Annotated in this window: 13 protein-coding genes; 11 read left to right on the forward strand and 2 right to left on the reverse strand. The window is 45.8% G+C overall.

The window, feature by feature from the left end; genetic code table 11:
- Nucleotides 1–96 precede the first annotated feature (96 nt).
- The 10 genes from D1Z90_RS12195 (at nucleotide 97) to D1Z90_RS12240 (ending at nucleotide 8,998) form a co-directional block, all read left to right on the forward strand.
- The gene (locus D1Z90_RS12195; protein ID WP_119911047.1) at nucleotides 97–801 is read left to right on the forward strand and encodes a 7-cyano-7-deazaguanine/7-aminomethyl-7-deazaguanine transporter; all 705 of its coding nucleotides are present in this window, start codon (nucleotides 97–99) and stop codon (nucleotides 799–801) included.
- A 45-nt stretch (nucleotides 802–846) separates the two neighbouring features.
- Nucleotides 847–1,974: a 1-acyl-sn-glycerol-3-phosphate acyltransferase gene (locus D1Z90_RS12200; protein ID WP_119911048.1), complete on the forward strand. Its 1,128-nt coding sequence runs from the start codon at nucleotides 847–849 to the stop codon at nucleotides 1,972–1,974.
- 116 nt (nucleotides 1,975–2,090) lie between these two features.
- Entirely contained in the window at nucleotides 2,091–2,561 is a 471-nt protein-coding gene (locus tag D1Z90_RS12205; protein WP_158587124.1) for a GNAT family N-acetyltransferase, read from the forward strand.
- A gap of 38 nt (nucleotides 2,562–2,599) precedes the next feature.
- Nucleotides 2,600–2,968 (forward strand): VOC family protein, encoded by a 369-nt coding sequence (locus tag D1Z90_RS12210; protein WP_119911050.1) that lies wholly within the window; start codon nucleotides 2,600–2,602, stop codon nucleotides 2,966–2,968.
- A 94-nt stretch (nucleotides 2,969–3,062) separates the two neighbouring features.
- Nucleotides 3,063–4,358: a helix-turn-helix domain-containing protein gene (locus tag D1Z90_RS12215; RefSeq protein WP_119911051.1), complete on the forward strand. Its 1,296-nt coding sequence runs from the start codon at nucleotides 3,063–3,065 to the stop codon at nucleotides 4,356–4,358.
- A 122-nt stretch (nucleotides 4,359–4,480) separates the two neighbouring features.
- Entirely contained in the window at nucleotides 4,481–5,833 is a 1,353-nt protein-coding gene (locus D1Z90_RS12220; RefSeq protein WP_119911052.1) for a cysteine hydrolase family protein, read from the forward strand.
- Nucleotides 5,834–5,947: 114 nt separating this feature from the next.
- Nucleotides 5,948–6,874: an AEC family transporter gene (locus tag D1Z90_RS12225; protein WP_119911053.1), complete on the forward strand. Its 927-nt coding sequence runs from the start codon at nucleotides 5,948–5,950 to the stop codon at nucleotides 6,872–6,874.
- A 102-nt stretch (nucleotides 6,875–6,976) separates the two neighbouring features.
- Complete coding sequence (locus D1Z90_RS12230; RefSeq protein WP_119911054.1) at nucleotides 6,977–7,729, forward strand: outer membrane beta-barrel protein; 753 nt, start codon at nucleotides 6,977–6,979, stop codon at nucleotides 7,727–7,729.
- 74 nt (nucleotides 7,730–7,803) lie between these two features.
- Nucleotides 7,804–8,322 carry a hypothetical protein gene (locus D1Z90_RS12235; RefSeq protein ID WP_119911055.1) on the forward strand — a complete coding sequence of 173 codons (519 nt, stop codon included), beginning with the start codon at nucleotides 7,804–7,806 and terminating at the stop codon, nucleotides 8,320–8,322.
- A 139-nt stretch (nucleotides 8,323–8,461) separates the two neighbouring features.
- Nucleotides 8,462–8,998, forward strand: coding sequence for a hypothetical protein (locus tag D1Z90_RS12240; protein WP_119911056.1), 537 nt, complete (start codon nucleotides 8,462–8,464; stop codon nucleotides 8,996–8,998).
- Nucleotides 8,999–9,028: 30 nt separating this feature from the next.
- Here the strand turns inward: D1Z90_RS12240 and D1Z90_RS12245 are convergent, their stop codons facing one another.
- Nucleotides 9,029–10,897 (reverse strand): methyl-accepting chemotaxis protein, encoded by a 1,869-nt coding sequence (locus D1Z90_RS12245; RefSeq protein WP_119911057.1) that lies wholly within the window; start codon nucleotides 10,895–10,897, stop codon nucleotides 9,029–9,031.
- Nucleotides 10,898–11,136: 239 nt separating this feature from the next.
- The gene (locus tag D1Z90_RS12250; RefSeq protein WP_119911058.1) at nucleotides 11,137–11,694 is read right to left on the reverse strand and encodes a prepilin-type N-terminal cleavage/methylation domain-containing protein; all 558 of its coding nucleotides are present in this window, start codon (nucleotides 11,692–11,694) and stop codon (nucleotides 11,137–11,139) included.
- A gap of 118 nt (nucleotides 11,695–11,812) precedes the next feature.
- Between D1Z90_RS12250 and D1Z90_RS12255 the strand changes: the two genes are divergently transcribed.
- Nucleotides 11,813–12,100, forward strand: coding sequence for a DUF1294 domain-containing protein (locus tag D1Z90_RS12255; protein ID WP_119911059.1), 288 nt, complete (start codon nucleotides 11,813–11,815; stop codon nucleotides 12,098–12,100).
- The last annotated feature ends 31 nt before the right edge of the window (nucleotides 12,101–12,131 follow it).

Below are 12,131 nucleotides of genomic sequence, written 5' to 3' on the forward strand. Positions count from 1 at the left end.
TTTTATACGAATTTGATTGTGCCACGGTAACGAATTTGTATAATAGCGCCTCGAAATTTGGGTTCCCTCACCCCAAACCAACTAAAAAGGTACAATATGACCACTCATACTCTTGCTCAGGCAAAGTTCGCCTTATTGGCGCTTTGTGTTTTCCACGTCCTCGTGATTGCTTCTAGCAATTATTTAGTGCAGCTACCTATTACTATTTTTGGTATGCATACCACGTGGGGGGCATTCACTTTTCCGTTTATTTTCTTAGCGACTGACCTCACTGTGCGCATTTTTGGCGCCAGCTTAGCACGACGAATCATTTTCTTAGTGATGCTGCCTGCTTTGCTCATTTCCTATGTTTTGTCGGTGATCTTTTACCAAGGTGAATACCAAGGCTTAACGGGTTTATTAGGCTTTAATGCCTTTGTGGGGCGCATTGCATTAGCCAGTTTCTTGGCTTATTGCTTAGGCCAATTGCTGGACATTAAAATCTTTCACCGGTTGCGTCAGCTACCTGCTTGGTGGGTGGCCCCTGTGGCTTCGACGGTGATAGGTAACTTACTGGATACTGCGGTGTTTTTCTTTGTCGCTTTCTTTCGCTCCAGCGATGCATTTATGGCGCAGCATTGGTTGGAAATTGCAGCGGTGGATTACGCCTTTAAACTAGTGATTAGTATTCTGATTTTCTTGCCGTTTTACGGCGTGCTATTAAACTTACTGCAACGTTATTTGGTCAACCCGAGATCGCTGCTTGAGAGTACGTCGGGATTAAATACAGAAAGATTAGCCCCAAAAACCGATTTAAGGTAGAATGCGGCGATTTTTTGCACGCATGTCAGGGCTTTAGAGGTAAAAATGGCAACAGAAAACCCACAATCAGACGATATCTACAGTGATATTCGGCCGTATAACGACGCCGAGATCCATGGGGTCATCACTCGGATTACCGCTGACGACGAGTTTATTGAGGCCATGGCCAAAATTCGCTTTCCCCGATTAAGCCAATGGACACCTTGGCTAGTGCAACCTTTAGTACGAAGTGTATTGCAGCGTAAGTGGGCAAAGCTCGACTCTGTGGCCAGCGTGCAGGATGAAGTAGCCTCATACATGGCAAAGATGGTGAGCAATACCACCACTAAAGTCACTTTTTCTGGCTTAGACCAACTGAGTAAAGACAAAGCATATTTGTTTGTTTCTAATCACAGAGACATTGCCATGGATCCGGCTTTTGTTAACTGGGGTTTGTACCACAATGGTTTCAATACTGTGCGTATTGCCATTGGTGACAACCTATTGCAAAAGCCATACGTTACCGACCTAATGAAGCTAAATAAAAGCTTCATTGTTAAGCGCTCAGCGACTGCTCCCCGCGCCATGATGGCGGCATTTACGAAATTATCAGCGTATATCAAGCACTCTCTTGAAGAAGGCCAGAATATATGGATTGCACAAAAAGAAGGCCGTGCCAAAGACGGCTTTGATAAAACCGATCCGGCCATCATCAAAATGTTCTACATGAACGGCAAAAAGCAAAAGCAAAGTTTTGCGGATTACATTAAGCAATTACAAATTGTACCCGTGGCTATCTCGTACGAGTTTGACGCGGGCGCCGCGACCAAAGCCAAAGAGTTGGCGCACACCGAGCAGCACGGCGAATATGAAAAGGCAGAGTTTGAAGACATTGCCAGTATCGTTGAAGGCATTGTGGGGCAAAAAGGCCACGTGCACGTGGCGTTTGGCCAACCCCTAACGGCGGATTTTGCAGATGCCGACAGCGTGGCAGCGGCCATTGATGCCAGCATCTACCAAAACTTCCACTTACACCCTTCAAACTTGATTGCGGCCAAAGATCCTGCCGTTGAACAATTGTCTGAAGCGGATAAACAGGCGTTTCAAGCTTATATGACCAACATTCCGGCCGAGTTAACGGAGCGAGTGCTGGCGTCTTACGCTAAACCGGTAGAAAACCGCGGTAAAAGCTAATCGTTATGGTTGGCAGGTAAAAAAGGGCTGATTAGCTCTTTTTTTGTGCCTATTTTTGACAATGATGGCTCTGACTTTATTGCATACTTGGGCTTTGTATTATGCAGGGTTTTGTTATGCCTTTTTCTATTCGAACGGTCACGCCCGAAGACTTGCCTTATTTGACGGCCGCTTTAGACCGCTTAAATGATTTACACCATCAAGCCGTGCCTGAGTATTTCAAACCGGCCGCAGAAATCAGGCAACAAAAAGACATTTCTTTATACGGTAAAAAAGACATGTGCTTTGGCTTTGTTGCCCAGTTAAATGAGCGCCCGATTGGCATGTTGTTGTGTCATATTCGTGACCTGATATCCCCCATCTCTGCGCAACGAAAAATCGGCTCCATTGATGAGCTTTACGTTGAGCCTAAGCATCAGAGCAAAGGCATAGGTAAGGCGCTGGTGGCTGAGTTTGAGCAATTATGCCGGCAGCATCAAGCGACTGATATTTTTGTAGAAGTGTGGGAGTTTAACCAAGCTGCCCGGCATTTCTATCAAAGCGTGGGAATGGCAACCCATATTCGCTGGTTACGAAAAAGTATCTGACCTAGACTATGATAATTTCATAGGCTTTAGGGATTACAATGAATAACCACAATAAAATCAACTATATTGAACTGCCAGCGCAAGACTTGGCTGCTACCAAAGCGTTTTTCCATACTGTGTTTCAATGGCAGTTTAGCGACTTTGGTAATGAATACAGCGCATTTTCTGGGGCGGGATTGGCTGGTGGGTTTTACTTGTCTAAGTTTTGCTCAAATAGTCAACAAGGCGCCTGTCTGGTGGTGATATACAGCCATGATTTAGCCCAGACCCAAGCGCAAATTGAGCAAGCGGGTGGTCGTATCAGCCAACCTATCTTTGATTTTCCCGGTGGTCAACGGTTTCATTTTATTGAGCCCAGTGGCAATGAATTAGCGGTATGGTCTGATCAAGATCTCGATAATCCCTAATCGAGCTCAGGCGAAAGTAGGGTTTTCCATTGCCGCGATTGAGCTATGGTAAGCCGCAACCAATAATGCGATTTTATTTTTTCTGATTGTATTTATGGATGAATTAATCAGCATTGAAATTATCGCCTGCACCTTGCTGTCGTTAGGCGCGGTGCAAGCCAGCTTTTTTGCGATAGCCACGCTGCGTCAGCGGCAATATTATTTGGCGTTGTGGTTGGTTTTATTTACCGTCGAAATCAGCAGCAAGGTATTACTTAACTTTGGCATCTGGCCATCGATAAGCCAATGGTTTGGTTTTTGGATCACCTTTGACGTGGTGTATGGTCCATTGCTGTTTTTATGGGTGTTAAGGCTGACCTCAAAGCAGGGGCTATCGCGGTGGCATATTTTACATTTTGTTCCTGCAATGCTGTTCTGGTGTTTGTTACTGCCCCAAGTGTGGGACTTTGACGCAAACGAAAAAGCTCAGGCTATTAGTGATTTTGCGAATCATGGTCAATGGGTGAGTTTCACACCCGAAGTGATGCATTTACAGTCATTGATGCTTTGGTATCCTACTTTATACACACTTTTAGCACTGGCGTACTTATTTTATTGGCAGGCTAAAAAGCAGACTCAACCCAGCTTACGACTTGGCTGGCTCAAGTGTATGTTGGGGTTACATGTCTTGATGTGGTGCGCGGTCATTTTTGGCTTAGTGTATATTCCTTTGCCACCTGTATTGCTATATATGGTGAGCTACCTGCCCACGGTTTTTTGGATTAACCTAGTGGCATACCTCAGTTTAATCTTCTTAAAGCAGTTGGCGATCGGCCACGATACTCGGTCGCAATCAGCAAGTCACGTAAGCTTAACGCAAAGCCACAACTTAGCTGAGATAACAACGCGAGATGCAAGCACCGCAGCGCAGGATCTTGATAGTCACCCCTCGCAAAGCACGTTGAGTGAATCGCAACCTGTTGTTGGTGAGATATTGCGCCGGCCTATGAAGACGCAACAAGAAAAGTATCAGCATAATAAGCTCAGTCGGCAGCAACAAAGCAGCATTGCGGAGTTGATTGAACAGCAGATGGCGGCGGGGCTTTTTCGCCAATCTCGATTAACCTTACCTCAGCTGGCAAAAGAGGTCGATTTACCTAGTCATTATATCAGTCAAGTGATCAACGATTATTATCAATGTAACTTTTTTGACTATGTTAATCGTCACCGTTTAGCGGCAATTAAAAAACAGTTGCAAAGTCATCAAGCTGGACAAATCACCATCTTAGAAATTGCTATTGCCAATGGCTTTAACAGTAAGTCGACCTTTAACACTGCGTTTAAAAAAGACACCGGATTAACGCCATCGCAGTTTCGTAAGCAGGCGTTAGCGAAGGTTGTCATGAGTTAAGTTGGGTTTATCGTAATTAAAAGGTTCAGCTTTATAAGGTTGAACGTCCAACTCCTTGTTTATTGGTAATTATTAACTGCACTCAATGATCTGAGTGCGGTTAACTTACAAGGAGTAAAAACATGAAAGGTACCATTAAAACCTTATTAACAGGAATGGTTATGACTGGCGCATTTGCCAGTAGCACTGCGATGGCAAATGCCCCAGAGCATGCCTCTTGGGGGTATCACAAGTCGGCCTCTCAACAGGTAGCGGTAGAAAAATATGTCTCGTTTACGGCGCAAAATACGGCATTGTTGGTGATTGATGCACAGCAAGCTTATGTGCCCGGTACCCCTGAGTTTTGGCCAACGGTGTTTTTCCCTGAGTATCCCATCCCAGTGCAGAATGTGGATCCTGAGATGGGTAATAAAATACAACGCATCGCCGACTTGGTGCGACTAGCAAAGGAAAAGCAGGTTACCACTCAAGTTACTTATGAAGGTGAGGAAGCGTTTCACTCACCGATGATTGCATCGATTGAACAAGAGTTAAGTGCTGCTAGCTTGCGTCACTTTAAAGCGTATTTTAATGCTACCAAAGAAACCGGTATTGAGCAGGCGATGCGACAATTACAACAGCAAGGCATTCATCAAGTGATCGTTGCTGGGGCAGAGACGGACGTGTGTGTACTGCAAACCGTACTGGGTTTAAAGAAAATGGGCTTTGACGTCACCGTGGTGAGTGATGCAGTGTTTTCGACGGAACATTATACGCGACCATCATTTAAACGCTTGCAGCAAGCGGGTGTCGCTTTAGCAAAAGCGGATGAGGTGATGGCGGCGATGAATGGCAGCCACAAAGTTACTTTAAGCCCGCGTTACGCGATTCAAAGTCGCGCCGACATTTATCAAGGCGATCGTCGTAAAATGGCAGCTCTAACGTTTAACTTTGATACCGAAAACTTAAAGCAGGCTGAGCACGATAACAAAGCAGCGGTTACATACCGCAACCGCCAGTGGACCAACTACGTGAGTTACGCATTTGCGCCAGCATCAGGGATGGCGACTTTTCACTTGAACGCGGCTGACAAACCTGTGAGCACAGAGTTTAAGCAAGCTGCAAACCTGCAATCGGTAGACAACATTGCCAAGGTTATTAAAGGCATGAGGAAGGCGGGGAAAAATCAAGCCATTATTTCCGGTGTAGTGACCCAGTCTGAATTGATGCGTGCGACACGCAGGCTGTTAGCGGCAGGTATTACGCCAGTGATCCTTGAAGATAGCTTGATGGGTAAATACGTTGACCCAGTGCACTATTTGGACAAGGTATATGACCTTGGTGCGGTACCTAGTACCTTTAAAATCACCGGCTATGAGATGACCGCAGCGGTATTTAATCTCGATTTAACCGAGCAAGAAATAGCCGCCACCCAAGACATGTTTGATAATGCCAATAACCAAACCTTGATCGAGCTGATGCCTCGATTACGCTAAAGGGAAAGGGCCTACTTGCACTTTAAGTGGGCCCTTGATGCGGTTTATCGGCCGTGCCACCTAATTAGTGGTAGACTGCTATTTATTGCCAAGTTTGATAAATAACCGACTTTCATGGACGTGCTGAGTACCGTTTTACCCATCCTATTTGTTGCCCTCATTGGTTATGGCGCAGCCCGCCTTGGGGCGCTCAAGCATGACGAAGTGAAGGTCATAGGGAAACTCGCATTTAATATTATTTTACCGGTACTGTTGTTTATCAGTACCGCTAAAGCCGAGTTACCCAGTCATTTGCCTTGGCGCTTATTAGCCAGTTATTTTGTGCCTGTGCTTATGGTGTTTGCCGTGGCTTGGTTAGTTGCCAAATTGGTATTTGGGTATCAGCCACAGCAGCAAAGCGTTTTTGCCATGGGGGCGAGCTACTCGAATGTCACCATAGTCGGCATACCCTTATCCGTATTTGCGTTAGGGGAGGCGGCGTTATTTCCGCTGCTGATCATCATTTCGGTGCATAATTTGGTGTTGTATAGCCTGGGCTTTGTGCTGGCTGAGCGGCAACGTTTATCGTGGAATAAGCTGTTATCCAGCCTGGGTCAAATTTTTTTAAAACTCATCAAAACGCCGATCACTGCCAGTTTGCTCTTGGGGTTAATCGTTAATATCACTGCCATGCCTTGGTACCCGCCAGTATTGGCTAGCGTTGAGCTATTAGCCAAAGCGGGCGTGCCGTTGGCGTTATTTGCTTTGGGCGCAGCGTTGTCACAATACCAGTTACGAGGCCAAGTGCCCGCCGCAGTTTTGCTGATGTTACTGAATATGGTGCTATTGCCCATTTTGGTTGGCGTGTTTGCGTTTTATATTTTTGAACTGCCCGATATTTGGGCAAAAGCCATTTTACTGCTGGCGGCGATGCCTGTGGGGCTCAGCGCATACGTTTTTGCCCAACAATACCAACAAGTGGCGGCAACGATTGCGAGTAGTATTTTATTGTCTAGCGTGGTCAGCATGTTCAGTTTGAGTCTGGTGTTATATTTTCTGTGATGATGAGAGCTGTGTTGCGGCGTTAGATTTGTATTTGCGATTGGAGTAGATCGATAAACTGACCTAAAATCAAAGTCATCAATTTAATGCGCGTGAGGATACATGCAATTTATTCGCTCCTTATCTTTGGCTTCGGCTGGTCTTTGTTGCCTACCAACCTTGGTTCAAGCTGAACCTTGGCACTTTGAAGTTTCCCCGTATCTTTGGGCTGTGGGTCAAAGCGGTAAAACCGGCTTTAAAACCGACAATGGTAACGACATTATCACCGACATGGACATGAGTTTTGGTGATATTTGGGACAACCTTGATAGCGCATTTTTGATGGACGCTAAAGCTTCGAAGGGGGATTGGGCCTTTTCAGTTAACTACGTCTACATGAAGCTTAAAAACGAAGGTGACATTGGTAATAATGGCCGTGCCACGGTAGAAGGCAAACAGAACCTGATAGACGTGACGGCGGCATACCGTTTTTATAACCAAGGTAATATGGCTTGGTATGGCGTGTTTGGTGCTCGGTTTGCTGATGTAGATAATAGCCTGACCACCACCACAGATAATCGCTATAAAAACCGTGGCTTTGGTGATGACTGGGTGGACCCTTTACTGGGCATTAAAAATCGCTGGCAAATAAACTCTACGTTTTATTTAGACACGCAATTCGACATGGCGGGCTTTGGCTTAAGCTCCAGCTCAGACTTCTCTTGGGGCATAGGCACGACCTTAAACCATAAGCTCAGCGAAAATTGGTACTTGAAATACAACTATCGTTACTTGGATATTGACTACAAGTCGAATAAGCTGATTTTTGATATGGCGTCCAGTGGCTTAGCTTTGGGTGTGTCTTATATGTTTTAAGTTTGGGCTGTTTTAGTTCCAATAATTTTAAACAAGCGGCAAAGTGCCGCTTTTTATTCGACAAAGGGAAAGTGATGATAAAAAGAATGATGCTAGCTGCGGGATTGTTGATGACTAGCCTGTGGGCCAATGCCGGGCCGTTAACGGATGCTGACATGCAGCAGTGGTTGAAAACCCAGTCGCAACTGGCGCAACTTGGAGATAAGCATGATGACGTATTGAACAGTATGGATATGGGCGAGCTACTCAAGTTACCGCCAGAGCAAAGTGCGAAGCAGGCAATAGCTCATATTTCAGCATCGCCGTCGACAAAAGATGCGCTGAAAGTGATGGCGCAAAATGGCATGTCTGCAGAACGTTTTATGGAAGTGTTTTTTCGCATTATTAAGGTGCAGATGGCGCAGCAGTTTGAGGGTAATAGAGCACAACAATCGGCAGAAGTCGAAGAAATAATAGCCAATACGAAGGATCCTGAACTAAGAAAGGAAATCTTAAAAAGCTACGAGATGATGAACGCTGGTCTAGCAGAAGTAAACCCGACAGATGCAAGCTTAGTGCGAAAATACCAGCAACAATTGGATGTAATGGAGTAGTGTGACAAGTGAAATATGGTTGTATTTCTTAGGTGAAGGTCTGGCTAGGCACTTCATCAAACCATAAGCTTGCTTTTGCTCCAATACTATAAAATTAAGCGGCAATGAGCCGCTTTTTTATTCAAGAAAAGGTGCAGTGATGATAAAAACGATGATGTTAGCCGCAGGTCTTTTGATGACCAGCCTATGGGCCAATGCCGCAGCAGTGACGGACACAGAAATGCAACAGTGGTTAAAAACCATGCCACAATTAGCACAATTTGACAAAATACAAGATGAAGCGCTAGACGGCATTGATTTTGCTGAGTTGATGAAGTTACCGCCAGAGCAAAGTGCTCAGCAGGCGATTGCTCAGTTGTCTAAATCCGCGCAGGCAAAAACCTTGCTCAGTGCGATGGAACAAAGCGGCATGTCGGCTGAGCGTTTTATGGAAGTGCAACTGCGTATTACCAAGGCCTACTTGGCGCAAAAGTTATCCGGATTAAGCGAACAAGAGTTAGCGCAGATGGAACAAATGAAAGCCATGGTTGAGGCTAACGATATGATAGACCCAGAAATGAAAAAGCAGGTGCTCGAGGCGTATGATCTTGCCAAAACGGGTTTATCAGCCGTGGAGCCCGCAGACTTAAGCTTAGTGAAAAAATATCAGCAACAAGTGGATGCGTTAATGAAATAGTCCGCCTTTTTATTGAAGGGTACGCGTGAACTATACGATAAAGCGGCTTAACAATGTCTCTTGTTGCTCTACTCGGCTCACTTGTTGCGTCATCTGCTCGGCTGAACTATTGGCTTGTTCAGCCACTAAGTCAGACAGGTCTTTGATGTTAACCGTATTGCCACTGATTTCTTCCGCCACCAAGCTTTGCTCTTCAGCGGCAGAAGCAATTTGCAAGTTCATGTCTGAAATCAGGCTGATAGCTTCACGAATACGCATTAGCGACTCATTGGCTGAAGTGGCGCTCGCAACCGTTTCGTTGGCGAGCTCCTTGCTCTGTTGCATCACCGAGGTTGCCGATTGTGTGCCAGCTTGCAGTTGTTCGATCATTTGGCGAATTTCGGTGGTGGATTCTTGCGTGCGTTGCGCTAGAGTGCGAACTTCGTCCGCTACCACCGCAAAACCTCGACCAGACTCACCGGCTCGAGCGGCTTCAATTGCTGCGTTTAAGGCCAGTAGGTTGGTTTGATCTGCAATGCCTGTAATTACCGACAAGATAGACTCAATGTTGTCAGAGGCGTCTTCGAGTTCTTTCACCACACGAACCGCGTTGTCTATTTGGTCGGACAAGGTGGCGATCGAGCTGGTGGTACTCGCAACGATGCCCACGCCTTCTTCAACCGCGTTATCTGCGTCTTGAGTTGAGTGTGCCGCGTTTTGTGCGTTACCTGCCACGTCTTGAGCTGTGGTCGACATTTCGTTCATCGCGGTCGCGAGTTGCTCAACTTCTTGCACCTGCATGTTTAGGCGCTGCGAAGATTCTTGTGACGCTTTTGCTTCAGCATGGGTCACCTTAAGTACTTCATCAGACAAACGTTTCGTTTCAGAGATAATGTTTTGCAGCATTTCCGTGAATTGGTTGAAGTACTGGGCGATTTCAGCAAACTCTTGGTCAGAGTTGGTATCGAGGCGCTTGGTTAAGTCGCCTTCACCAGAGGCCACATTTTTCATAGCGTCTCTGAGTTCGTCCAAAGGTCGCATCAGATAGCGAATAATAAACAGCATGCTTAAAATGGTCAGCACTAAGCAAACCGGGATCAGGATCAATGCTTTGGTTTCTTGCTCGTTCAGCGCTGCAAGCGCTACGTCGTAATCAATCAATACACCCACAAACCAATCAGACGTTTGAGTGGGGCTAAAATTCAGGAAGTATTTTTTGCCATCCACGGTAATGACTTCAGCTTTGGCTGCTGTTTTGTTGAAACCACCCAAAAAGCCACTCATGTGTTTGCCATTTAGCTTGCCATTAGGGTGAGATATGACATTACCGTCTTTATCCACAGCAAATAAGAAGCCACCGTTGATTTCAACGTTGTTAATGAGTTCAGAAAGCTGCTGTAAGCTGACGTCAAAAAAGGTGACCCCGACGGTTTGACCGTCTTTCACCACAGGTTGCGACATGGATATCAGTACCGCCCCTGTGCCTTGATCCACGTAAGGGTCTGTGATTACGTTTTTACCGCTGGCTTTTGCGTCTTTATACCAAGGTCGTGTGCGAGAGTCCCAATCCGCTGGAGGCGTCCAGCCATAGTCATTGTGGATGATAGCGCCGTCACTTTCGGCGCCATAACCTGAGGTGACAAATTCTTGTTTGAAGGTTTTGCTGGCAAAAAGTGTCTGCAGCGCTCCTGTTGAAGTGTCTAAAGTGGCTAACTCTGTGCCTAAATTGGCAACCGCAAGCTTGCCTTGAAGCTCACTATCAACCAGGTTTGCCACCTGTTCGCCTAATTCATGCATATTGGTGGCTAGGGTGTCATCAATATAATTATTAAATTGTAGGTACTGGAAACCACCGACAAATAGCAGCGAAGCGGTAATAATCGCACCACTGGCCGCAACGATTTTGTGTATAAATTTCATCTAACAATTCCTGTGTGTGGCCAGTCCATGACCGATAACGGTGCTAATCCCTAGGTAAGTAATATCGGCATCCCTCTGAAATACTTAATGACTTATAACGATAAAGTATGAGTTAGGCCTAATTTTCAGTGTAATCTAGTTTGTACTGATTACAAATCAAGCAATACCGTAACTTTACTGCAAATTTTCAGAATTTTGCTTGATTGTATTTGCAGGCGTAATGCACGCTGATGGCGGTATTAATTTTGCTGAAAATTTACGGTGCCTTCTCGCGAGTCGTAAATAATAACGTGGTCGGCTTGTTCTCTGCCTTTGTCATCGCCGAGGCTGCGCAGCACATAGCTGCAATGAGTTATGCCGTCTGGGTTTACAGGGGCTTCATGGCGGTAGGCTTGATAATCGCTGCCGTCGTCATTCAAGCTTACTGTTTCAGCTGTGTCGAGCAGGGTTTGCCACAATTCAACGCACGCTTTGTCGCGGCGTCCAATATTTTTGGGTGCTGTCATTGGGCTACGTTTATCGATTCCGAGGGGGTAGCCTTGCAAATTTATATCAAGTTGGCCGCCTGCAAATCCTGGCATGTCGTTTTGTGAGCCTTGGCCGCCCAATGTGAGCCAGCGTGAATGGGAAAAATCGACGCTTTGTTGATACGCGGCCCTAAGGGCTCTGGCTTGGCTGATTTCGGCGTCATTGCGCAGCGATACAAATTTTTCAACGGCAAAGGCAGCGAGTATTGCCAAGACAATGACAATGATGATCAGCTCAACTAAGGTAAACCCTTGTTGTTTGAGATGCATGCTTGCCTCCTGCCGTTAATAATTAATGATGTTTTTAGTATTCAATAATTTGCTTTTACTGTCACCACTGATAAGGGTTTTGGATCATGCTTTTTCTTGCTCGCATTAGCACGGCGCAATGGTTATGACGGCCTACGTGATAGTGTCGTATTTATGGCTCATAAACCTATTATGCTTTACCTGTTATGGCCTCGACAAACGCCGCGCAAAGCGCGGTGAGTGGCGCATTCCTGAACGCTATTTATACCTATTAGTGTTATTGGGTGGCTGTTTAGGAGCGTTATTTGCGCAATATTACTTTCGTCATAAAATTCGTAAGTGGCGCTTTTTGGCGCTGACTTATCTCATCATTGCGCTGCAATTTTCGTTCCTAGCAGCTTGGTTATGGCACTGGCCATTAAAATAACGTCGTGCAGTCGTGGGGTTTTCAGTACAAT

It is taken from the genome of Motilimonas pumila (genome assembly GCF_003596335.1).
In the GTDB taxonomy this organism is placed as follows: Bacteria; Pseudomonadota; Gammaproteobacteria; order Enterobacterales; family CBDFNC01; genus Motilimonas; species Motilimonas pumila.

Coding starts and splice junctions, on each gene's coding strand:
- D1Z90_RS12210 (WP_119911050.1), top strand. CDS start 2,600: ATGAATAACCACAATAAAATCAACTATATTGAACTGCCAGCGCAAGAC.
- D1Z90_RS12200 (WP_119911048.1), top strand. CDS start 847: ATGGCAACAGAAAACCCACAATCAGACGATATCTACAGTGATATTCGG.
- D1Z90_RS12250 (WP_119911058.1), bottom strand. CDS start 11,694: ATGCATCTCAAACAACAAGGGTTTACCTTAGTTGAGCTGATCATCATT.
- D1Z90_RS12215 (WP_119911051.1), top strand. CDS start 3,063: ATGGATGAATTAATCAGCATTGAAATTATCGCCTGCACCTTGCTGTCG.
- D1Z90_RS12220 (WP_119911052.1), top strand. CDS start 4,481: ATGAAAGGTACCATTAAAACCTTATTAACAGGAATGGTTATGACTGGC.
- D1Z90_RS12225 (WP_119911053.1), top strand. CDS start 5,948: ATGGACGTGCTGAGTACCGTTTTACCCATCCTATTTGTTGCCCTCATT.
- D1Z90_RS12240 (WP_119911056.1), top strand. CDS start 8,462: ATGATAAAAACGATGATGTTAGCCGCAGGTCTTTTGATGACCAGCCTA.
- D1Z90_RS12245 (WP_119911057.1), bottom strand. CDS start 10,897: ATGAAATTTATACACAAAATCGTTGCGGCCAGTGGTGCGATTATTACC.
- D1Z90_RS12235 (WP_119911055.1), top strand. CDS start 7,804: ATGATAAAAAGAATGATGCTAGCTGCGGGATTGTTGATGACTAGCCTG.
- D1Z90_RS12230 (WP_119911054.1), top strand. CDS start 6,977: ATGCAATTTATTCGCTCCTTATCTTTGGCTTCGGCTGGTCTTTGTTGC.
- D1Z90_RS12255 (WP_119911059.1), top strand. CDS start 11,813: ATGGTTATGACGGCCTACGTGATAGTGTCGTATTTATGGCTCATAAAC.
- D1Z90_RS12205 (WP_158587124.1), top strand. CDS start 2,091: ATGCCTTTTTCTATTCGAACGGTCACGCCCGAAGACTTGCCTTATTTG.
- D1Z90_RS12195 (WP_119911047.1), top strand. CDS start 97: ATGACCACTCATACTCTTGCTCAGGCAAAGTTCGCCTTATTGGCGCTT.